The 20371-nt window shown below is 56.7% G+C and carries 20 protein-coding genes and 2 pseudogenes; 5 read left to right on the forward strand and 17 right to left on the reverse strand.

The window, feature by feature from the left end; translation table 11 throughout:
* Positions 1 to 2: 2 nt before the first annotated feature.
* Positions 3 to 716: an ABC transporter ATP-binding protein gene (locus ACIK7D_RS23945; RefSeq protein ID WP_400157610.1), complete on the forward strand. Its 714-nt coding sequence runs from the start codon at positions 3 to 5 to the stop codon at positions 714 to 716.
* 58 nt (positions 717 to 774) lie between these two features.
* Positions 775 to 1641 carry an efflux RND transporter periplasmic adaptor subunit gene (locus ACIK7D_RS23950; RefSeq protein ID WP_400157611.1) on the forward strand — a complete coding sequence of 289 codons (867 nt, stop codon included), beginning with the start codon at positions 775 to 777 and terminating at the stop codon, positions 1639 to 1641.
* Between the two features lie 673 nt (positions 1642 to 2314).
* Here the strand turns inward: ACIK7D_RS23950 and ACIK7D_RS23955 are convergent.
* From ACIK7D_RS23955 to ACIK7D_RS24005, 11 genes and pseudogenes are all read right to left on the reverse strand, one after another.
* Positions 2315 to 2960: pseudogene (locus ACIK7D_RS23955) on the reverse strand (ABC transporter ATP-binding protein); the annotation flags it as partial.
* A 420-nt stretch (positions 2961 to 3380) separates the two neighbouring features.
* Positions 3381 to 4673 (reverse strand): TRAP transporter large permease, encoded by a 1293-nt coding sequence (locus tag ACIK7D_RS23960; RefSeq protein WP_400157612.1) that lies wholly within the window; start codon positions 4671 to 4673, stop codon positions 3381 to 3383.
* Positions 4674 to 4738: 65 nt separating this feature from the next.
* On the reverse strand, positions 4739 to 5245 hold the full coding sequence (locus ACIK7D_RS23965; protein WP_400157613.1) for a TRAP transporter small permease: 507 nt from the start codon (positions 5243 to 5245) through the stop codon (positions 4739 to 4741).
* A gap of 77 nt (positions 5246 to 5322) precedes the next feature.
* The gene (dctP, locus tag ACIK7D_RS23970; protein ID WP_400157614.1) at positions 5323 to 6309 is read right to left on the reverse strand and encodes a TRAP transporter substrate-binding protein DctP; all 987 of its coding nucleotides are present in this window, start codon (positions 6307 to 6309) and stop codon (positions 5323 to 5325) included.
* A gap of 174 nt (positions 6310 to 6483) precedes the next feature.
* Complete coding sequence (locus ACIK7D_RS23975) at positions 6484 to 7071, reverse strand: glutathione S-transferase N-terminal domain-containing protein (RefSeq protein ID WP_400157615.1); 588 nt, start codon at positions 7069 to 7071, stop codon at positions 6484 to 6486.
* A 76-nt stretch (positions 7072 to 7147) separates the two neighbouring features.
* A complete protein-coding gene (locus ACIK7D_RS23980; protein ID WP_400157616.1) occupies positions 7148 to 7822 on the reverse strand; it encodes a GntR family transcriptional regulator in 675 nt (224 codons plus the stop codon).
* Positions 7823 to 7875: 53 nt separating this feature from the next.
* Positions 7876 to 8343 (reverse strand): VOC family protein, encoded by a 468-nt coding sequence (locus ACIK7D_RS23985; protein ID WP_400157617.1) that lies wholly within the window; start codon positions 8341 to 8343, stop codon positions 7876 to 7878.
* A complete protein-coding gene (locus ACIK7D_RS23990; protein ID WP_400157618.1) occupies positions 8340 to 9437 on the reverse strand; it encodes a mandelate racemase/muconate lactonizing enzyme family protein in 1098 nt (365 codons plus the stop codon). The genes ACIK7D_RS23985 and ACIK7D_RS23990 overlap by 4 nt, the downstream gene beginning before the upstream one ends.
* On the reverse strand, positions 9437 to 10246 hold the full coding sequence (locus ACIK7D_RS23995) for an SDR family NAD(P)-dependent oxidoreductase (protein WP_400157619.1): 810 nt from the start codon (positions 10244 to 10246) through the stop codon (positions 9437 to 9439). Before ACIK7D_RS23995 ends, ACIK7D_RS23990 begins: the two co-directional genes overlap by 1 nt.
* Positions 10247 to 10248: 2 nt before the next feature.
* Entirely contained in the window at positions 10249 to 11319 is a 1071-nt protein-coding gene (locus tag ACIK7D_RS24000) for a glycerol dehydrogenase (RefSeq protein ID WP_400157620.1), read from the reverse strand.
* Complete coding sequence (locus ACIK7D_RS24005; RefSeq protein ID WP_400157621.1) at positions 11316 to 12149, reverse strand: shikimate dehydrogenase family protein; 834 nt, start codon at positions 12147 to 12149, stop codon at positions 11316 to 11318. Before ACIK7D_RS24005 ends, ACIK7D_RS24000 begins: the two co-directional genes overlap by 4 nt.
* Before the next feature lie 78 nt (positions 12150 to 12227).
* On the opposite strand from ACIK7D_RS24005, the gene ACIK7D_RS24010 reads away from it, so the two are divergent.
* Positions 12228 to 13262 (forward strand): L-idonate 5-dehydrogenase, encoded by a 1035-nt coding sequence (locus ACIK7D_RS24010; protein WP_400157702.1) that lies wholly within the window; start codon positions 12228 to 12230, stop codon positions 13260 to 13262.
* A 19-nt stretch (positions 13263 to 13281) separates the two neighbouring features.
* Positions 13282 to 14760, forward strand: a complete 1479-nt coding sequence (locus ACIK7D_RS24015) for an NAD-dependent succinate-semialdehyde dehydrogenase (protein WP_400157622.1) — start codon at positions 13282 to 13284, stop codon at positions 14758 to 14760.
* Positions 14761 to 14842: 82 nt separating this feature from the next.
* Here the strand turns inward: ACIK7D_RS24015 and ACIK7D_RS24020 are convergent, their stop codons facing one another.
* The 6 genes and pseudogenes from ACIK7D_RS24020 to ACIK7D_RS24045 all read right to left on the reverse strand — a co-directional run bounded on the left by ACIK7D_RS24020 (position 14843) and on the right by ACIK7D_RS24045 (position 19893).
* Positions 14843 to 15817, reverse strand: coding sequence for a transketolase family protein (locus ACIK7D_RS24020; RefSeq protein WP_400157623.1), 975 nt, complete (start codon positions 15815 to 15817; stop codon positions 14843 to 14845).
* 2 nt (positions 15818 to 15819) lie between these two features.
* Entirely contained in the window at positions 15820 to 16671 is an 852-nt protein-coding gene (locus ACIK7D_RS24025) for a transketolase (protein WP_400157624.1), read from the reverse strand.
* A 162-nt stretch (positions 16672 to 16833) separates the two neighbouring features.
* A complete protein-coding gene (locus ACIK7D_RS24030) occupies positions 16834 to 17187 on the reverse strand; it encodes a helix-turn-helix domain-containing protein (protein ID WP_400157625.1) in 354 nt (117 codons plus the stop codon).
* Positions 17178 to 17586: pseudogene (locus ACIK7D_RS24035) on the reverse strand (recombinase family protein). The gene ACIK7D_RS24030 and the pseudogene ACIK7D_RS24035 overlap by 10 nt, the downstream one beginning before the upstream one ends.
* A 76-nt stretch (positions 17587 to 17662) precedes the next feature.
* Positions 17663 to 19177 carry a sensor histidine kinase gene (locus tag ACIK7D_RS24040; protein WP_400157626.1) on the reverse strand — a complete coding sequence of 505 codons (1515 nt, stop codon included), beginning with the start codon at positions 19175 to 19177 and terminating at the stop codon, positions 17663 to 17665.
* A complete protein-coding gene (locus ACIK7D_RS24045; RefSeq protein ID WP_400157627.1) occupies positions 19174 to 19893 on the reverse strand; it encodes a response regulator in 720 nt (239 codons plus the stop codon). Before ACIK7D_RS24045 ends, ACIK7D_RS24040 begins: the two co-directional genes overlap by 4 nt.
* A gap of 176 nt (positions 19894 to 20069) precedes the next feature.
* Here ACIK7D_RS24045 and ACIK7D_RS24050 point away from each other — a divergent pair, with 176 nt between their 5' ends.
* On the forward strand, positions 20070 to 20342 hold the full coding sequence (locus tag ACIK7D_RS24050) for a hypothetical protein (RefSeq protein WP_400157628.1): 273 nt from the start codon (positions 20070 to 20072) through the stop codon (positions 20340 to 20342).
* The last annotated feature ends 29 nt before the right edge of the window (positions 20343 to 20371 follow it).

A 20371-nucleotide genomic window follows, 5' to 3' on the forward strand; every position in this document is an offset into this window, starting at 1 on the left:
CCATGCTGCCTGTCCTCAGCGCGCGCAATCTCGGTAAGTCCTTCACGATACATAACATCCACATGCAGGCCTTGTCGGGTGTGTCGGTGGACATTTTCGCTGGAGAATTCACGCTGCTGATCGGCCCTTCGGGCTGCGGCAAGAGCACGCTGCTTGCCATCCTCAGCGGCATGACGAAGCCAGACGTCGGGTCGGTCAGCGCGGGTGATGTCATGCTGTCTGCCTTAAGCGATGAAGCGCGGGACGAATTTCGCCTTAAGTATTGCGGATTTGTTTTTCAGGGGTTTAATCTTTTCCCCGGCCTCACCGCAGTCGAGCAGGTGCAGATACCGCTTGATTACATGTCTGTTCCTGCTGCAGAGGCCCTCGAACGGGCAGCAAGCGCCTTGGCAAGCGTCGGCTTGTCAAAGAGAAGTCATCTACGGCCGTCGGAAATGTCCGGCGGTGAAAAGCAACGTGTTGCGATTGCCCGCGCTATCGTCAAAAAGCCCGCCATTCTCTTCGCAGACGAACCGACAAGCGCCCTCGACAGCGAAAACGGTCGAAACATTGTCGAGATTCTTCAGTCCATCGCAAAAGACTCCGGTTCGGCGGTGCTGTGTGTTTCGCACGACATGCGTCTCGTCAAGCAGGCTGATCGTGTCCTCCAGATGGAAGACGGACGCTTGCTGAGGGACGTCCACCCCTTCCCCGGTAAAAGTTCCACAGGATCTTGAAGACATGAAATTTCTCCCTCGTACCAAAAGTCCGGCAGTGACAACGGTTTCGGCTGGCATGATCGGCGTGGCGCTCTTGTATTTCACCACACTTTCCCCGAACGCAGAGGAAGACACCGACAGGCCGGATCTGGTCGGTCCCCCCATCCTGGCTGCCGCAAGGGGGGTCGTGGATATCCCGGGCGGTCTTCTGCGGGTCGCCTCCCCCCGCGATGGCATCGTTGCGTCCCTGCTGGTCAATGAGGGTGACCAGGTCAAGGCGGGGGACGTCATGGCGGTACTCGATTCCAGTCAGGAGACGTTATCGGCGAAGATCGCATCGGAGGAAGCTCTGCAGGCCGAAGAGCAACATAATCTTCTTCAGATGAAGATGAAAAACCTTTCTCGCCAGGCAGATCGGGTCAAGCGCGCCGCAGCGGGAAATGCCGTCTCGGACCAAGCCCTCGATGAAGCCATAGCAGCTAGGGACAATCTAGCTGGCGAACTGAAGGTGGCCGCCTCGGTTCTCGCTGCCGCCAAGATGCGGCGCGATATCGCCGCCCGCGAGGTCGACATACGAACAATCCGCGCTCCAGTCGATGGTTTCATCATCAGGCAGGGAATTAAGGTCGGGGAATTTGCCACAGCCAGCGGCGCAACAGAGATGTTCACCATCCTGCCGGAAGGCCAGAAGATCGTCAGGGCGGAAATCCCCGAGCAGTTTCTCGATAATGTCAAACCCGGTGTGCCTGTTGAGGTGCTTGCGGAGGACAGAACCGGGCAGGCATATGAGGGCCGCATCAGCCGCATCTCCCCCGTTCTGATGCAGTCAACCGGCATGCCCGGCGAACGCAATGACATTCGCACCGCGACCTCGATCGTCATGGTGAGCCCCGACGCTCCGTTTCGGGTGGGGCAGCGTGTCATCATTCGTGTCTACAGGTAGTTGTTGTTGAGACATGGTGCACGGGCATGCGACGGAATATTGACAAGCAGGAAAGAATTCCATCCAGCTTTTTCGAAGCGTGTTCTTCAATCATCGCTGCAGTGGTCCAGCCCGGGTAACTCGCTCGGTGGAATAGGCAAGCCGCTGGATTCGAAGATGCGATACGAGCCGCTGGAAAAGACGATCTAAAAATATAAGGGGAGCCTCGTTGGGCTGCTAGATAGCGCACGCCACAATATCGCGACAACAAACGGCCAGAGCATGAGAACCAGGATTGCGGTCAGGCGAATCGTGGCCGCGAGGCCTCCACGGGATTTGGAAGGCCGTTGTAACGGGCTACGGTTTCGTTTAAAAAAATGCACGGCAACTCCCACACAAGTGCTTGGGTTGCCGTCAATTTCACTACTAGCATGGATGTTCAGTGGAGATTTCCAGCAGAAACTGCTGACCATTTCGTCCGGGAACTTTCAAGGCGAAGCCGGGCAGACCAAGCTTGCCTCCGGGCTTAGAACTCGAGGTGACTACATCTCCTGTCGCAGGCCAAAACCATAGCTTCGCTTTGGCTCGTCATTCTGTCTGGTAACGCTGGCTCACGCTCAGTTCGACCCCTCTTTGCTGGGTCAATTGAATGCGGGTACGGGTTGCCCAACTGTGCCTATGGTCAGCATGTACGCTCGAAATCGATATTCCCATGCAAAACACTCAGTTCCGCGGCACCTGCCCCTGTCGGTATTGGTCGGCGGCATGGCATCCTTGATGGTGCCGATTGCCCAGAATATCTGGGCCCCACGCAGGAAGCAAATGTGCGTTCCGACAAGCGTTGCAGAATATAAACAGCACCGACGAATTCACCGACCGTGATGAAGCCTTCACCAGACCAGCCATAAAGCCATGTTGAGCGCCACGACGACCAATTAGGACGCGCGGTAGACGCTCTGCTTCCTTTGCCACGTTTGCACCGCATTATTCAGGATACGGCGGATTGCGCCAGCCTCACTGTCTTCAGCAGTAAAATTGCTTGATCATCTACAAGGCTCTTTTGTCTCCCCGAGCGCCGTGACTGCTCCGCGAAGACGGAAGCAAGTTTGACCCCGAGAACCACATTCAGCACGATCCAGATCAACACCGGCAACGCCAGCTGCTAGGATAGTGTTGCCAGCAGAACCAGCGAGCCAACCATCTGCGACAAGAAATGCGGTCCAATCAGGAATGCGTTGATGATCTGCTGCTGCACCGCCGATGAGACCTGCGAAAGGCGAGGCAACCTGCCCAGCATAAAGCTCATGGGAGAATGCCAGATCCTGCTGCTCCACGGCCTCCGAGGAAGCGGCCTTCATGCGCGGTTCTCTGGTCGAGATCACGGGCGCGCAGGCAGTTGCCTAATCTTACCCGGTTCTGTGGATTTAGCCAAGACAATGTCCGGCCATGCTTTTTCAAGATCGGGACAGTGTGGTCAAACAGGAGTTCTGCCGTCGGTAGAGCATTTCCGGCACCATTGGATCAGCGCCATATGGAGAGGGTGATCGCCCGGGCGGGCATATTCGGGTTTCGATCATGACGCCCGGGCATCAGGATGCCCCAACCCTATACTCAGTAACCATGCGGATCTGTACTGCGCCGGTTTTTTTCAGATCACAACGCCGAAGACCGACGCCCGTCACTTGTCCGCCGGTTTTCCATGGGATGTGATGACAGTTTCATAGAAAGCCTATTGCCAACTGACACCATGGGGGCCGGCATCAAAGAAAGATGTGCGGTACGACGAGGGATATCCACGGCACATAGGTGACGAGGAAAAGTACGGCCAGGAGGGCAAAGAGGAACGGCCAGCTTTCGCGGATATAGTGGCCAATCTTTACCTTGGCTATCGAGATGGTGATGAACATCATCGTGCCGACCGGCGGCGTGAAACCGGCAATTGTCAGGTTGATCGACATGATGATGCCGAAATGGACCGGATCGATGCCCATCCCCATAATGACCGGCACGAACAGCGGCGCCATCAGGATCATCGCGGAACCACCTTCAAAGAAGGCGCCGACCAGCAGCAGGATCAAGTTGATGACCAGAAGCATCAGAAGCGGATCGGAAATACTGCCCGTCAGGGCCGTCGCTACCATGCCGGGAATGCCCTCCCAGGTAAGATAGGCGGAAAAGACGGTCGCGGCGCAGATCAGGAACATCACGCCGGCGGTCGCCAAGGCCGATTCCAGAAGAATGGTGGTGACATCGGCCCAGCGAAGCCGACGATAGACAAAAGCGCCGACCAGTATGGCATAGATGACGCACACAGCGCCGGCTTCCGTCGGTGTGAACAGCCCGTAACGAAGGCCGCCCAGAATGACGATGGGCAGAAAAAGCGCCCAGCTGGAATCCAGCGCCTGAATGCCGATCTCGCGCCAGGAAGCCCGACTTTCGCGGCTCGCTTTATAGGCTCGCTTTTTGGAAATAATGGCAACGGTGACGGCAATAGCCACATAGATCAACAATCCGGGCAGATAGCCTGCAAAGAAGATGCGGGTGATGGAAACATCGGCGACAAGCGCATAAAGAATGAGGATGATCCCCGGCGGGATGATCGGCGCGATACAGGACGATGCAGCCGTGACGACCGTCGAGAAGCCCTTGTCGTAGCCGAGTCGGGTCATTTCCGGCACGATCATTTTCGTCGTCATCGCCGCATCCGCATTCGCGGAGCCGGACGGTCCGCCAAGCAGCATGTTGACCAGAACATTCACCTGCGCCATGCCGCCTGTGTAGTGGCCGACCAGAACATTCGAGAGTTTCAGGATTTTTTCGGTAATGCCTGAGTAATTGAAGATCACACCCGCACAGGTGAACAGCGGAATGGCCAGATAGGAAAAGGCCTCCGTATTAGCCACAAGGTTGGTGACCATGGTGTCGGTCGGCAACAGGCTGTTGACGAAAACAAAGTAAAACGCGGCCGCACCAATCAGCGAAAGCGCCACCGGCACTCGGAGGATAAACAGAGTGAACAGCAGCAATAGCGGCAGATAGGACGTAAAGCTCATGTGAGCCCCCCATGTGCTCCCCAACGAGAGCAAGAACGAAATGAAATGACAGGACGGTCTTGGGTCTACATCTGCTCTTCGAGTTCCACGGACGGAAGCTCTTCTCCCTTGAGGAGCATCCTGAGGAAAACGAGGCTGTAGAAGGTCATGAGAGCAAACGAGATGGCCGGTGCAAGATTGACCCAGAAATAGGGGATATCCAGAAAAGCCGTTCGCCGAACCCAACCCGTAAGCGCCAGTCCGAGGCTGAGATAGAAAAAATATCCGCAGATGACAGCCATGATCACGTAACTTACGATATTCGCGGCATGTCTCATCTGCGGGCCGAGCATATCCACGACGAGATCCACGGCGATCATGGCGCGGGTCCGGAACAGAAGCGACAGGCCGAAGAACACGGAATAGCCGAAGGCCAGATAGGCGACTTCCTCGGTAAAGACCAGGGAGTTACCCGTCGTAAAACGGATAATGACGTTGACGGAGATTACCGACACCATCACGGCAAAAGCCGCCATTGACACGTAGGCTTCGAACCTGGCCAGGATTCCCATAAGCCTGTTTATCATATTCATGATCTTTCACCCTGATGGAGAGAAGCGACGCCCGGCCGTGCCGGACATCGTGTCTGCGGGGACCGGATTTTGCCGATTTACTTGATGACCTCGGCCATCTTTTCGTAGATGCCGGGCGTCCATTCGGGGAAGCTATTCGGAACCTCGGCTGCGGCCTCCAAGAAGGAGGCTTTGTCGACGTCGTTGAACTTAATGCCCTTGTCTTCGAGTGTTTTACGGAACTCTGTCTCTAGCGCCTGGATTTTCGGGATGCGACTGGATGGTTCTGCCCGGCCGACCTCGTCGAGCGCCTTCTTGGCATCCGCCGGGAGGGCGTCATACACCTTCTGGCTCATCAGGATCGACGTGGTTGCGACAAGATGGCCGGTCAGCGAGATGTTTGGTCGTGTTTCATAAAGCTTGGAAGAATAGAGAAGGGAAAGCGGGGCCTCTACGCCGTCGGCAACACCCTGCTCCAGAGCGCTGTAGGCTTCAGACCACGCGGTATTCGTCGGATTTCCGCCCAGAACCTTGGAAACTTCGTTCCACATCTTGGTGGGCGCGTTGCGAATTTTCATTCCTGCGGTATCGGAACGGGTTTTTACGACTCGGTTCGAAAGAAGATGACGCGTGCCGAAATAGACGAGCGTAACCACACGAAGGCCTTTTTCGGCGAGCTTGGCCTCCATCGCCTTGACGGCCTCGGAACTCCAAAGCTTTTCTATATCCTCCGGCTTTTTCACGAGGTAAGGCGCCATGAAGGTCGAGAAATCGGGAACGTAGTTTGAAAGATGGCTCGGATCCGAATCCTGCAGGATGGGCGCCCCGCGCGAAACGGCATCGATCACGTCAACGGTCTTTCCGAGCGATTCCGAGGGGAATATCTCGACTTTCAGCGTCCCGTTTGAAGCCGCCTCCAGGTCCTTCGCAAATTCCTGCCAGAGCGGGAAGGTCTTGTCCTGGTTGGACACGACCATGTTCATACGAAGCAACGTCGGCGATTGTGCAAAGGCCGGTAGCGCACAGGACATTGCAAGGCTGGCAGCAACACCTGCCGCGACAGCTCTACGAGTGAATTTCAACATCTGTTTTCCTCCCGATGGGCGTATCGTGCCTCCCCGGCACGGTTAAGACGATCCCGACCTGCGGTCCGTGTGCGGCGTGCTCCTCCAGTGCCGCACACTCCCGCTTGGCCTCGGTCATATATCATGCATCATATTCTTTTGGCGTCAAGCCCGGCGTAGGGCTCCAAAAGCGTGTTATTCAAACAAAGTGGCCTGCATGGATGGTTTAGCCAAAACCTCGTCCAACCAGGAACCGAGTGTGGGGCAACGAACTCGCCATGCGTCCCCCGCAAAACGAAAATCCAGATATGTCAGCGCACACGCAATCGAGATTGTACCTATGTGGAAACAGGAAAGCTCAGCGACGGTTTGCTCCAGACGCGCCAGGGTCTGGTCAATCGTGCGCCTGTAGAGCCGGATACGCTCAGCCGATTGTTGTTCTGCCGGACGCAATGTTTCATGGCGACGGGGGACCGCCGCGTCCATAATCCCGTCACCCAGGGCCTGCTGCAACAGCGCCTGCCAGCGTGCGCCGCTCTCAAGCGGAAACAACTGCGGACCATAGGTTACATCGAGATATTCGCTGATCAGCGGACTATCAAAAAATGCCTTTCCGTCATCCAGCAGCAGTGCCGGAACCCGGTTCAGGGGATTGACGGCACCAAGCATCACATCATCAGACATCGCGTTGACGGCAACGAGTTCCAGCGGCACGCCAAGCTCGTGCGCAACCACCCTTACCTTGCGGGAATAGGGTGACGGAACTGCATATAGAAGTTTCATAGAAGTTCTCCGGGCGTAAAAGAGCGTCCGCCGATGGGATCATCGACGGTTACAGAAACCAGAAATCAGGGATCGGTCAGAGGGCTGCCTTGCGTTCGGCTTCGAGGGTCCGCACCATTTCCTCACCCCACAGGATATCCTCCTGCATGGCAGCACGGCTTGCCTGGGCGTCTCCGGCTTCCAGCGCGGCGATCAGCTCATAGTGCTTGTGATTGTCGCTTGAAAGCTGCCTCACCGGCATCCGGTCATGGAAGGTGCGCAGGAACGGGCCCATCAGAACCCACATGTTTTCACAGATGCTTTCAAGGATTGGCAATTGCGCCAGACGCAAGATCGCGAAGTGAAAATCGCGGTTCAAAACACTGGCCCGCTCAGGGCTTGTCGCAGCAGCCTTGATAAACTCAGCGTTGATGGCTTTCAGCGCCTTAATATCCGCCTTGGTGGCCAACTCAGCCGCACGCGCCGCCGCAACACCTTCGAGCTCGACGCGAATACGTTGCACTTCCCGCAAACTCTGCGGGGAAAGATCAGGAACCTGCACCGATGTCGCAGCGCGCATTTCCAGGGCCCGCTCGCTGACCAAACGGAAAATCGCCTCACGGACCGGAGTTATGCTCGTGCCATATTCTTCGGCAACGCCTGAAATCGTCAGGCGTTGACCCGGAGCATACTGGCCATCCATAAGTGCAGTGCGCAAATTGCCATAAAGCTGCGTCGACAGGTTTTCCCGCGAAATAGGTTTCTGGGCCAATGCGGCATCCTTTCAGGCAACGGAACAAATCATATATGATCTAACATAATTTCCTATGACCTGGGTAGCTCGACCAGTTCGATAAGCACGCCATGTGGATCACGCAAATATAACCCCCTCAAACCGGCCGCTATACCCTCGGTAATCTCAGCCAGTTTGCCCTGTTCCGATCCTCCATTCCGGAGAATATCATCGCGCAGTGCCTCAACATTTTTTATGCGCAGGCAGATGTGTGCGGCACCCGGCTGGCTGCCCCGAGGCAGGCATGGGGTGTCCTGTTCCTCAAACTGAATGAACTCGATATGGCCGCCGTGGCCGTAAAGATGCACAAGCTTTACCCGTGCATTTGGTACACCCATAAAACGCGAGATCCATGGCTGGCGCCGTTCGCCAATTGGTTTTGCCTCAAAGCCCATGACATTAGTCCAGAAGGCGACGGAACGTTCGATATCCGGGGTGATCCAGCCGGTATGATCCAGGCTGGATTGTCCCCATTTCTCCAGATATTGCTGATCTGTCATTTCGAGAAAGTTTCCTGGCGATTTGTATATGGAGCCAGGCGATTCCAGTCGAGGGCGAGCCCTGCCCCCGGTCGCTTCGTGGCAATGATGTTTCCGCCCTCGGTCACAGGAGGCGCTAAAAAGAACTGGTCAATCGGATCAGCCCCGATCTCCGGCATGATCATTTCTACACAGCGAACCGCATCGAAAGCGAGTGCCAGCTCGGCGTGAAGTGCTGCAAAAACATGCGGAATGACCGGTCTGTCAAAGGCACGGGCCACTGCAATTGCTTCCATTGCACCGGTGATCCCGCCACTGACCGATGCATCAACGCGCACAATACCGCCGGCAGCGGCAAGATCACGGAAACCTGATAGATCGATGACATCTTCACCAACCGCCAGCGGGATATCCAGCCGCGACGACAGCGATGCAATGGCATGCACCTGCGTTGGAGCAAAGGGGTCTTCAACAAAAGCGCCGCCAAGGTTTTCCGCCAGCCTGCACCAGGAAAGTGCCTGATCAATACTGGTCCAGGACCAATGCGCGTCAATCCCGAATTTAACACCTGTCGGTAGTGACGCGGCGAGAGCCTCCATTACAGCCTTGTCGGCTTCGAAATCATGACCATCGATCATGCATTTGATGGTCTTGAACCCGCGAGCTGCGAGATTGGCCCCTTCCGTGGCGGCCCGCTCCGGTGTCATGCCGTAACCGATTACAGGCATTACAGGTACCCTGTCCCGGACAGCACCCAAAACATTGGAGAGCGGCTGGCTGATGGACACGCACCAAGCATCCCACAGGGCAATATCGCAAAGGCTCATTCCTCTGATCATGGCTGCACGCGGCGCGGGCGTGGGTCCGAGGGCAAGCTTGCGCAGGCGGTTTCGATCTGCAGCCTTTTCGCCCGGATAAAGCCGGGCGGCCTTGGCCACCAAATCAAAAAGCGGCAGGCCACGGTCGTAGCCGTAAGCATAGCCTTCCGACCCGTCGGAAAGCACCAGCCGCACAACGACATAGTCCCGTTGCGCGACGGTGACCGGTCCAAGCTGCACCGGCTTTTGTAGCGGAATACAGACAGACCTTGCCTCGATTTGCGCAATTGTCACCATCAGCTTGCAACGCCCAGATCCGCACTTTCCGTCAGGAAAGCGTTGGCTGTCATGCCACCATCAACCATCAGGACATGGCCTGTTACGAAACTTGCCGCTTCAGACGCCAGGAAAATTGCCGAGCCCATAAGCTCATCCGGCTCAGCCCAGCGCGCCAGAGGCGTGCGGTCGATAACCTGCTGCTCGAATGTCCCGGTTCCGAGAACCTTCTTGTTCATGTCCGTAAGGATGTAACCGGGGCCAATCGCATTGACCGTAATGCCGCAGGAACCAAGTTCCGCCGCCAGACCCCGTGTTATGCCGACAACCCCGTGCTTGGCCGCGACATAGGAGATAACGCCAGGACGTGAGCTGATGGCCATGACCGATGCGGTATTGATGATGCGACCATATTTTTGCTTGCGCATGTGGCGAATGCATTCACGCGCCACGCCGTAAAGCGAACTGAGATTGATGGCGATGACCTTGTTCCAGTCATCCATATCGTGGTTTTCAACCGGCTTGCGGATGAGAATGCCAGCATTGTTCATCAAGATGTCGAGCCGACCATTGCGCTCAACTATACCATCGACAGCGGCAGCAACCGCTGGCGTGTCGGTCACATCGAAGGTAACGGCCTCGGCGCTCCAGCCTGAGGCCTTCAGGCTTTCAACTGCTGCATCGGCGTTGTCGGCATTGATATCGTTGATAACGACGTGAGCGCCTGCCGAGGCAAGACCTTTGGCGAATGAATAACCAATGCCACGGCCCGCGCCGGTTACCAGCGCAACTCGGCCTTTCAGCGAAAAAAGTTCTGTACCTGTGGTCATTATCAAGCGGCCTCGATGACTGTGATGGCGCGGGCGATATCGTCGGCCGAAATCGGCTTGGCAAACTTTTTCATGTGCGCAGCCTCGGCGGAGACGGTCGCGATGGTTTCAACAACCGAGTTCGACCGCTCGTCCAGACCAAGATCCGCCAGCTTCAAAGGCAGTTTTGCATCACGGTAGAAACCGTACATATCGGCCATGAAGTTATCATCGCGGTCCTCAAGCACAAGCTGCACCAGCAGACCATAGGCAACTTGGTGGCCATGAAGTGCATTGGCGATGCCGGGCACCGCCGACAGTCCGCGCGTCATCCCGTGAGACACGGACAACCCGCCACTTTCAAAGGCAAGACCGCTCATCAGAACACAGGCTTCGACCAGTGCTTCCAAATGTTCGTCCGATTCGCCGCGTTCAAGAGCAGCATAGGCGGCGGTCGTGTGCTCGCGCACCGTATCGTAACATGCATGAGCGAGTGCCAGAGCAGAGCGTGGTGATGCCGCGCCAAACACGTTGTTGCCCTTGGCGCCGATGCATTGCTCGACCTCAAAACGCTTGACCAGCGCGTCACCGACACCGGCAGACAGCAATTTCAGCGGTGCCTTTGCAATAATGGCGGTATCGACCAGCACCAGATCAGGGTTTCCACGGTTCTGTTCAACGCCAACCAGCTTGTGGTCGCTGTCATAGACAACGGCAATATGGCTGGTGGGGGAATCGTTCGAGGCAACGGTCGGAACGGAAACAAACGCGGCCTTCAATGCCCGCGCGACCAGCTTGCCTGTGTCGATGGTTTTGCCACCACCGGTGGCAATCACCACGTCATGTTTTGAACCGGACGCTTCTTTTACCAGTCGCTCAATCTCGGCGTAGGTGATTTCACCACCAAAACGCAAACCGGTGACGCTGACACCAGCCTCCTGCGCACTGCGGGTAATGGTCGGGCCTGCAATTGCATTGACATTGTCATCAGCAAGCAGGATCGCAGATGTTCCAAATCCCGCAAGTTCCTTGCCGATAGCTGCAAGAACGCCTGGCCCCTGAATGTAGCGGCGTGGTGCTCCAAAAATAATCATGCGTTTTCTCTCCGGATATTCGAAATATAGTCATCCGGAACCTGCCGGACAACGAAATCAATGAAAGGATCTATCTGGCCGGTTAGCATATGAACGCCCTCATGGATGGTCGCGCCGCGCAGGAGCGCTTCCTCCAGAAGCCTTGTAACGGGCGGCGACATGATGACTTCGGCAACGGTACTGCCACGCTCCAGCGTATCGGGATCAAGCGGCAGCGGATCAGTATCGTGCATGCCAAGCGCTGTACCATTGACGACAAGATCAAAGCCTGCACCATCGGCCTTGCCGACACTCACAGGCGTTGCGGGGTACAGCGCGCGCAGACGCTCCACCAGCGCTCGCGCACGGGCTTCCGTCCGGTTGCTGATCACCAGTTCACGGACACCAGCCGCCAGAAGCGCATCTGCTATGGCAACCGAGACGCCACCCGCCCCCACCAGAAGCGCCCGCTTGCCAGTTGGACTACGCCCAAGACGCGACAGGCCGCCGGTAAAACCCTCACCATCGAGAATGCGACCGACCAAGGCGCCGTCCTCGTCTTTGCGAACGACATTGGCAACGCCAAGCGATGCAGCCGGGCCTTCAAGTCTATCACAGAGCGCAGCGACGGTTTCCTTGTGAGGAATGGTGATGATCGCGCCGGGCACACTCTCACTGATGCGCAATGCATTCATCACGGCAACGAGATTGTCAGGATGGACCTGCCACGGCACCAGCACCGCATCCAGCCCGCGCTCCGTGCAGCGGGCATTAAATAGCTGTGGGGTCCGCAAATGCGCAGACGGATACGCAATATGAATGAGAACTTTCGTTCTCCCGTTAATCTCCATCAGCGCCTCCCTCGCATTGTCATCACGTATCATGCATGATATTTGATTGCCGTCAACGCAAAAGTCTTTGGAGGAGCAATGAAGGCAGTTGTATTACACGCACCGCACCATCTGGTGATCGAGGACCGAGATATGCCCGTTGCGGGCGATGGAGAGGTGCTGGTCCGCATTCACAAGGGCGGAATCTGCGGCTCGGACATGCATTATTACCATCATGGTGGCTTCGGAACAGTGCGTATGAAGGCGCCCATGGTGCCCGGACACGAACTTTCCGGCGTTGTCGAACACCTTGGCGCAGGTGTTTCCAGCATCAGCGTCGGCACCGCGGTTGCGGTCAATCCGTCGCTTGCCTGCGGCAAATGCAGCTACTGCATATCAGGCATGCCACGGCACTGCTCTAATATGCGCTTCATGGGCAGCGCCATGCGCAACCCGCATATCGACGGCGGTTTCCGGGAATATGTGGTGGTGAAGGCTGCACAGGCCGTGCCGGTCGGGCCAATTGCGGGGCTTGATGAGGCCGCCTGTGCAGAGCCCTTGGCCGTCTGCCTTCACGCCGTGTCGCAAGCACCGGATCTGCAGGGCAAACGCGTTCTTGTCACCGGTTTCGGGCCAATTGGCGCACTGACATTCCTTGCCGCAAAACACGCCGGTGCAGCAGCAATCTCGGCCACCGATGTTGCCGACATGCCGCTTCGTCTGGCAGCCCAATTGGGCGCGGAAAAGACCTGGAACGTCGCCACGCCCGGCATCATGGAAGAAGAATACCGTGACCGCGGACAACTTGATGTGGTGTTTGAATGCTCAGGCAATCAGGTAGCGCTGCAGACAGCGATTGGCGTTACCAAACCCGGTGGCACCATTATTCAGGTCGGGCTTCTGCCTGACGAGATAACGATGGCTTTTAACCCTGTTATCACCAAAGAAATCACTTTCCGTGGATCGTTCCGTTTCGACAGCGAATTTGATCTGGCCGCCCGGTTGATCTCGGACCGTACAATTGATGTGCGGCCCATCATTTCCCGAACCTTCTCCTTCGACCGTGCTGACGATGCGTTCGCCTTCGCCCGTGACCGACAGCAGGCCATCAAGGTCATACTCGACTTTGCATAACAACAGGAAACCGTATCCCGTGACACATGATCTTCGTTCCCGGCTCACTGACCCCAGCCTGCTTGCAGACAAGGCATTTGTCGCTGGCCAGTGGGTAACAGCCGACAGCGGCCGCACACTGGCCGTCGACAATCCCGCGACCGGCAAGGAAATAGCCACAGTACCCGACATGGGCCGCGCCGAGACAGCGCGCGCAATCCACGCTGCATATGGTGCTCAGAAGAAATGGGCTGGTCTGACCGCCGCAGCGCGCTCCAAGATACTGCGCAAGTGGTTTGAACTGATGATGGCCAACCAGGAAGACCTCGCCATCATCCTTACCACGGAAATGGGCAAACCGCTGGCGGAAGCGCGGGGCGAAGTTGCCTATGGTGCGGCCTATGTTGAATGGTTTGCCGAAGAAACAAAACGAGCTTATGGCGACATGATCCCCGGCCATGCCGACGACAAACGCATCATGGTCATCAAACAACCGGTCGGTGTGGTCGGTTCGATAACCCCGTGGAATTTCCCGATCGCAATGATCGCCAGAAAGGCAGCACCTGCACTGGCGGCAGGGTGCACCTTCATCTCCAAGCCAGCAAAACAGACACCCCTCTCGGCGCTGGCTCTAGCGGTCCTCGCTGAGCGTGCCGGTGTGCCGGCCGGTGTATTTTCTGTGCTGACCTCTGCATCCAGTTCGACAATCGGCGCCGAGTTCTGCGAGAATGAAAAGGTTCGGAAACTGAGCTTCACCGGCTCCACGGAAGTGGGCCGCATCCTGATGCGTCAGGCCTCGGACCAAATCAAGAAACTGAGCCTCGAACTTGGTGGCAATGCACCATTCATCGTCTTTGAGGATGCAGATATCGATGCGGCGGTCGAAGGCGCAGTTCTTTCGAAGTTCCGCAATGCCGGTCAAACCTGCGTCTGCACCAACCGCATCTATGCCCATGACAGTATCTACGACACATTCGTCGAAAAACTGGCAAAGGCCGTGGCAAATCTGAAAATCGGCGACGGTCTGCAGGCAGATACCAAAATCGGCCCGCTGATCGACAAGGCAGCCGTCGACAAGGTCGAGGAACATGTCGCTGACGCCCTGTCGAAAGGCGCCACACTTGTTGTTGGCGGCAAACCGGATGAGCGTAGTGGGCTCTTCTTCCAGCCGACCGTGCTACGGGATGTTGATGAGACCATGGCTGTTGCGCGCGAAGAAACATTCGGGCCGCTGGCTCCGGTCTTTCGCTTCACAAATGTCGATGAGGTCATCGCCATGGCCAACGATACGATATTCGGGTTGGCCGCCTATTTTTATGCCCGCGATCTCTCGCGTGTCTTCAAGGTGGCGGAAGCACTTGAATACGGCATCGTTGGCGTCAACACCGGGCTGGTATCCACCGAAGTCGCACCTTTCGGCGGTATCAAACAATCCGGCACCGGTCGCGAAGGCTCAAAATACGGCATGGATGACTACATGGAGCTCAAATATATCTGCCTAGGCGGCATCGGAAACTAGGCGTTCCGATAGCGGCAACAAAAATGGCGGTCTCTTGCGAGACCGCCATTTTTTGGGACCGTTTTTGACGGACTGCGGGAGATTAGACCAGATGCGACGCCACGTCTTCAATACCGGCCGCATCAAGCTTGTAGTGGCGGTAAAGATGGGTTGGCGGAGCAATCAGGCTGTATTCATCCATGATACCGTGTCGCACCAGACGCGCCGAACCCGGGTTTTCCGCCATCACTTCAGCAACGGCAGAACCCAGACCACCGAGAATATTGTGCTCTTCTACTGTCAGCACAGTTTTGGAGGCTTTGGCCGCCTCAAGAACCGCGTCGACATCGAGCGGCTTGATCGTGTGCATATCGATCAAACCGACCGAGTATCCCTTGGCGTTCAGCGCTTGCATAGCCGCCTTCGCGCCATGGACCGGCATGCCACAGGCAATGATGGTGAGGTCCTTGCCGATAGCGTGAACCTTTGCCTTGCCGATCTGAAATTTCTCTGTTTCATCATAGATAGCCGGATCATGACCACGATGGGTTCTGAAATAGATAGGTTCTTTATAGACCGCCGATTCCAGCAACAGTTGCTTGTACTGCTGGCCATCGGACGGTGAAATAACCGTCAGATCTGCAATGGCACGCATGGTGGAAATGTCTTCCGTGGCATGGTGCGACGTACCGTAGAATCCCATGGAAATGCCGGTGTGGTGGCCAATCAGCCGCACAGGCTGGGCGCAGTAGGCGACATCCATGCGAATCTGTTCGCAGGCCAGCAGACCGATGAAGGACGCAAAGGTCGCGACATAGGGAATGAGGCCAGTCGTTGCCATGCCGGCGGCGGCAGACACCATGTTCTGCTCTGAAATACCGAACTGGACAAAACGTTCAGGGTAACGTTCGGCGAAGGCGACCAGACCGTTGGAATGTTGAAGGTCGGCGGTGCCTGCAGCGATGGGATGACCAGCTTCGACGAGCTCGATCAACGCATCGGAAAGCACCGAAAGCGAAGGCGCCTTCTTGTTGAGATCACGGTACTGCCAGGATTGCGGGTTTTGTGGGGCGTTCATTATTATACTCCATCGGCAAGAATGGTCTGGCGGGCGCGCTCTTCATCATCGGGGGCCAGCCAGCCGAGATGCCAGCCAGGCTCGGTCTCCATGTAGTCGATGCCTTTGCCTTTCAGCGTCTTGGCAATGACACAGCACGGCTTCGTTCGGGCCCTGTCTGCCTTTACCTCACGAAGTTTCTGTGTAAGTTCCACAATATCGTGTCCATCGACGACATGAACTTCCCAACCGAAGGCGCGCCATTTCTCGTCAAGAGGCTCGATAGCGATCACATCATCAACCTTGCCGTCCAGCTGATAACCATTACGGTCGACGATCGCGATGACGTTGGACAGACCATGGCTTGAGGCATTCAGCGCAGCCTCCCAAACCTGCCCCTCCTGCATTTCGCCGTCGCCGAGCAGGACGAAGACATCAAAATCCTGCTTCTGGATACGGGCACCATGTGCCATGCCCACACCATTCGAAAGCGCATGTCCTATCGAACCGGAGCTGAAATCAACGCCAGGTACCTTGCGCATATCCGGATGGTCGCCGAGGGGGTTGCCGAGGCGCGTGTAGCCGTCGAGCCATTCCTTCGGAAAGTAATCGAAATCGGCGAGAATCGGGAAGAGCCCGACGGCCGCATGGCCCTTGCCCATAAGAAAGCGGTCACGGCCCGCCCATTTGGGATCGCCGCGCCGGATGTTCATGACATCATAATAGAGGGAAGAGAAAATTTCGGCACAGGAGAAGACGGAGGAGTAGTGTCCGACTTTGGCAATACTGATGAGCCGGATCGTCTCCAGACGGACGAACTTCGCCCTCTCCTCGAGCAAGGCAATTTGCTCCGCTCCAAGTTCGGTGTTCTGCATGAACAACTCCCATTTTTAAAGTTAGAAGGTGCCGGAATCCGGCAAGCCAAGATTTACTGGCAGTCCTCCGCTGCGGCCTCCACCAGCAGCACTAAACCATAGGCGAATAAAAATAATGCGTCAAGCATCATACATCATATATGATGCATGATGCTTGACGCATTATTTTTTGTGAATGACGTAAGTCGCGCTCCAGCATCGCCTCGATCTGTTCGCGAGCGGGCTTTCTGCCACGACCATGCTTATTGAGTTCTCGATGATCAGATGCAGGGCGATGGTTACAGCAGGCGGCTTTTCCGGCAGCTCTGTCTTTGACGGAATGATGTCGAGCGCCCGAGAGACGGTCATTCTTGAGACTTTCAGCTCGCGGGCGACGCTGGCCTTGCTGGCGCCGACGGCAACACAGCGTCGGATTTCGTCGTCGTCGACGTTCTTCTTACGGCCCTTATATACGCCTTCCGCCCGTACCGCATCGATCCCGGCTCGCTGACGATCCTTAATGAACTTCAGCTCCATGTCGGCGGCATGCCGAGAATGGTGATCACCATCTTCCCCATGCTTCCGACCGTCAGCTCAAGCATGCGCAACGAGGCTCCCTTTTCTTCGAGCTCGTGCACCAGGTTCAAAACATCGCGTGTGGAGCGGCCGAGCCGATCGAGACACAGCACGACAAGTTCGTCGCAGGAGCGCAGGAACTTCAAGCTCGGTGCGGCCGGTTCGTGATGCGCCGGAACCCATTTCGGAGCGAACGATTTCGCAACCAGCCGCATTGAGGCGGGCGATCTGGATATCGAGATCCTGGTCCGTGGTACTGACGCGGGCATAGCCGACGCGGGTCATAGGCAAATCCGTCACATCAGGGTGGTTGTCTAAGTGTAACGTGAAATTGAGCGAAATTTCACCCCTTTTTGACATGTTAAGAATGTCATCTTCCTCCGTCACCCTGGGGCGCACCCAAAAGAGACAATAAAGCAATCCGGCAAAAGCCGCTTCAGGAGCCGCCCTTTGCGTCTGGCATTTCCGATGAAGGCGTCCTCGAACCTTTGCGCGCCGAACCAGTTTGAGCCGTCGGGAAGACTATCAGCGCACGAACCCCTCCTTCGAATCGATTTGACAGGGTAAGCCGCCCCCCGTGAGCTCCAATGATCGACAAGGCGATTGCGAGCCCCAACCCCATTCCGCCAGTTTCCCGGCTGCGGGAGCTTTCCAGCCGATAGAGCGGCTCGAATACGTGCGTGAGTTCCTCCTCGGGGATTCCCGAGCCCGTGTCATCAATGGTGATCTCGATCCCGCGTGATGTCTCGTGGATCGCAACCTCGGCGCTACCGCCGTATTTCACGGCATTGTCGATCAGGTTGGTCAGCGCACGTTTGAGTGTCGCCGGATCACATTCGTAGATGATAGGCTGAGCGGTATCCATGCGCACCGGAAGGCCGCCATCGGCAAGGTCATCTGTTATGCTCGCGATCAGGGCCGTGAGATCTGTGGGTCTGCGGGGCGCTTTTTTCGCGCTGTCGCTCGCGAAGTTGAGCGTCGCTGCGACCATCGCGTCCAGATCGGCTATGGTCGACAGCATTCTCTCGCGTTCAACCGGATCATCGACGTTTTCAACCCTCAACCGCAAAAGCGTCAACGGGGTGCGGAAATCATGGGAGATGGCCGCCAGCATCTTGGTGCGATCATCGATCATGCCGCGCAAACGTGATTGCATGACATTGAAGGCGTGCGCGGCCTGCCTGGTCTCAACCGTCCCGGCCTCCGGCACTGGCGGCGCGTTCAAGTCTTCGCCGAGCTTGAGAGCTGCGTTCGAAAGCGTGGTCAGTGGCGCCGTCACCCGGCGCACAACCCAGATCGTCACCAGAATGGTGATCGCCGCCATGATTCCCATCGACACAAGGAAGCGCAGGGAGAAAGCGGCGCCGCTTTCCGGCAGGATCGTTGCAAAAGAAAGCCACTGCCCGTCCCGCAATGGTATGGCGACCTGCAGCTCGCGAAATCCCACAAAAGGCCCCAGGCCGCCAAATCGCTGCATTGGCGAGCTTTGCCCGATCATCATCTGCTGAGCCATGCCGTGCATCATCGAATTCTGCCGAATCATGCGCTCTGCCATGCCGACCATCATGCCGCGCGGTCGTGAGGCCGAAACCACCGGCTGGGCAGTCCCGGTCAGAGATAGCTTCTCGATGAGAAGCTGCTTCAATGCCTCCGCCGCCGGCGTGTCATTGTCGGCTAAAGTCGTCGAGGGTGACGCAGGCGAAAGCGTGACATTGAATGTTTCATCGCTCGAATCCGTGACAATGCGTGTACGCCATGCGGCAGGGGCGTCGCGCACGAGCCGCGTCAGGTTCGTGATGCGTTGAGCTATCGCCATGCCGCCGACCGCACGCACGATTTGTCCGCGGTCGGCGCTGTAGATCCATGTGCCGATCAGATGGGAAGCGAAGAGACCGACCAGAAGGACAAGCAGCGTCTGTCCAAATATACCCTGTGGAAGCAGCCGCCTCATTCGGGGGCCACCTCCGAGGCAAACATATAGCCGCCGCCCCACACCGTCTTGATGATCTTCGGCTCATTGGGATCGAGCTCCAGTTTCTTGCGCAGGCGGCTGACCTGGGTGTCGATGCTGCGGTCAAGCGCGCTGGCAGTTCGCCCCCGAGCCAGATCCAGGAGCTGATCGCGATTGAGCACGCGCCCGGGACGCTCTATCAACGCTATGAGAAGATCAAATTCGCCGGTACTCAGCGGCACGGTGACACCGTCTTCACGCTGGAGTTCTCTTGCACCGGTATCGAGCCGCCAACGGTCGAAGCGATATCGTCCGGCGCGTTGCGGTTGATCGGCTTTCCCCTCTGCTTGGGTACGGCGCAGGACGGCTCTTATCCGGGCGATCAGTTCGCGGCTACCGAAGGGCTTCGGAACATAATCGTCGGCTCCCACCTCAAGACCGACGACCCGGTCGATCTCGTCTCCTTTCGCCGTCAACATGATGATCGGGACATTCGATTCAGAACGCAGCGCTCGGCAAAGCGAGAGTCCATCCTCACCCGGCAGCATCAGATCGAGGATGATGAGATCGGTGCGCGCATCTGCCATGACCTTGCGCATCGCGCGGCCGTCAGCGGCGACACTGATGCGAAAGCCCTCCTTGGTGAGTGCGCGCGCAACCAGCTCGCGGATTTCTCGGTGGTCGTCAACAATGAGTATATGAGGACTAGCTTGCATGACTTTCCACTTAACCCAAACGGAATGAAGTTGCCGGAAAAAGATGAAACAGGTTTTGTCTAAGTGCGTCCCTGTAACACTTTGTCACAAAAAGGCGCTGCACTGAAAAACTTAAGTGACATTATTCGGGCCAGATGGTCGCCAACAACAACAGCGAAAACCCTTTGGAGAAAACTATGACACGCAGGGCAAAACTGGCAACGATTGCGATCCTCTTACTGCTCTCTGGCATTGCGATAATGTTTCTGTTCCATACTTACGGTCCGGTCCCCTCGTTTATGGGGCAGGCGAATTTTAGCGGGATATCCCCCATAACAGGCATGGGGAATGGAATGGGTTGGATGATGCTGTTCGGGCCACTCGCCATGCTTTTGTTCTTCGGCGGCATCGTGACCCTGATCGTTCTGCTGGTAACCTCGCTCGTCCAGTTACTCGGCAAGCCAGACTGACGCCCTTTGTGCCGCGCCTCTTGCGGCCT

Source organism: Agrobacterium sp. P15N1-A, from assembly GCF_044626815.1.
Taxonomy (GTDB): Bacteria; Pseudomonadota; Alphaproteobacteria; order Rhizobiales; family Rhizobiaceae; genus Agrobacterium; species Agrobacterium leguminum.

Coding starts and splice junctions, on each gene's coding strand:
- ACIK7D_RS23990 (WP_400157618.1), bottom strand. CDS start 9,437: ATGGTGACAATTGCGCAAATCGAGGCAAGGTCTGTCTGTATTCCGCTA.
- dctP (WP_400157614.1), bottom strand. CDS start 6,309: ATGTTGAAATTCACTCGTAGAGCTGTCGCGGCAGGTGTTGCTGCCAGC.
- ACIK7D_RS23975 (WP_400157615.1), bottom strand. CDS start 7,071: ATGAAACTTCTATATGCAGTTCCGTCACCCTATTCCCGCAAGGTAAGG.
- ACIK7D_RS24020 (WP_400157623.1), bottom strand. CDS start 15,817: ATGAACGCCCCACAAAACCCGCAATCCTGGCAGTACCGTGATCTCAAC.
- ACIK7D_RS23995 (WP_400157619.1), bottom strand. CDS start 10,246: ATGACCACAGGTACAGAACTTTTTTCGCTGAAAGGCCGAGTTGCGCTG.
- ACIK7D_RS24005 (WP_400157621.1), bottom strand. CDS start 12,149: ATGGAGATTAACGGGAGAACGAAAGTTCTCATTCATATTGCGTATCCG.
- ACIK7D_RS23945 (WP_400157610.1), top strand. CDS start 3: ATGCTGCCTGTCCTCAGCGCGCGCAATCTCGGTAAGTCCTTCACGATA.
- ACIK7D_RS24040 (WP_400157626.1), bottom strand. CDS start 19,177: ATGAGGCGGCTGCTTCCACAGGGTATATTTGGACAGACGCTGCTTGTC.
- ACIK7D_RS24050 (WP_400157628.1), top strand. CDS start 20,070: ATGACACGCAGGGCAAAACTGGCAACGATTGCGATCCTCTTACTGCTC.
- ACIK7D_RS24030 (WP_400157625.1), bottom strand. CDS start 17,187: ATGGAGCTGAAGTTCATTAAGGATCGTCAGCGAGCCGGGATCGATGCG.
- ACIK7D_RS23985 (WP_400157617.1), bottom strand. CDS start 8,343: ATGACAGATCAGCAATATCTGGAGAAATGGGGACAATCCAGCCTGGAT.
- ACIK7D_RS24025 (WP_400157624.1), bottom strand. CDS start 16,671: ATGCAGAACACCGAACTTGGAGCGGAGCAAATTGCCTTGCTCGAGGAG.
- ACIK7D_RS23965 (WP_400157613.1), bottom strand. CDS start 5,245: ATGAATATGATAAACAGGCTTATGGGAATCCTGGCCAGGTTCGAAGCC.
- ACIK7D_RS24000 (WP_400157620.1), bottom strand. CDS start 11,319: ATGATTATTTTTGGAGCACCACGCCGCTACATTCAGGGGCCAGGCGTT.
- ACIK7D_RS23960 (WP_400157612.1), bottom strand. CDS start 4,673: ATGAGCTTTACGTCCTATCTGCCGCTATTGCTGCTGTTCACTCTGTTT.
- ACIK7D_RS23950 (WP_400157611.1), top strand. CDS start 775: ATGATCGGCGTGGCGCTCTTGTATTTCACCACACTTTCCCCGAACGCA.
- ACIK7D_RS24045 (WP_400157627.1), bottom strand. CDS start 19,893: ATGCAAGCTAGTCCTCATATACTCATTGTTGACGACCACCGAGAAATC.
- ACIK7D_RS24010 (WP_400157702.1), top strand. CDS start 12,228: ATGAAGGCAGTTGTATTACACGCACCGCACCATCTGGTGATCGAGGAC.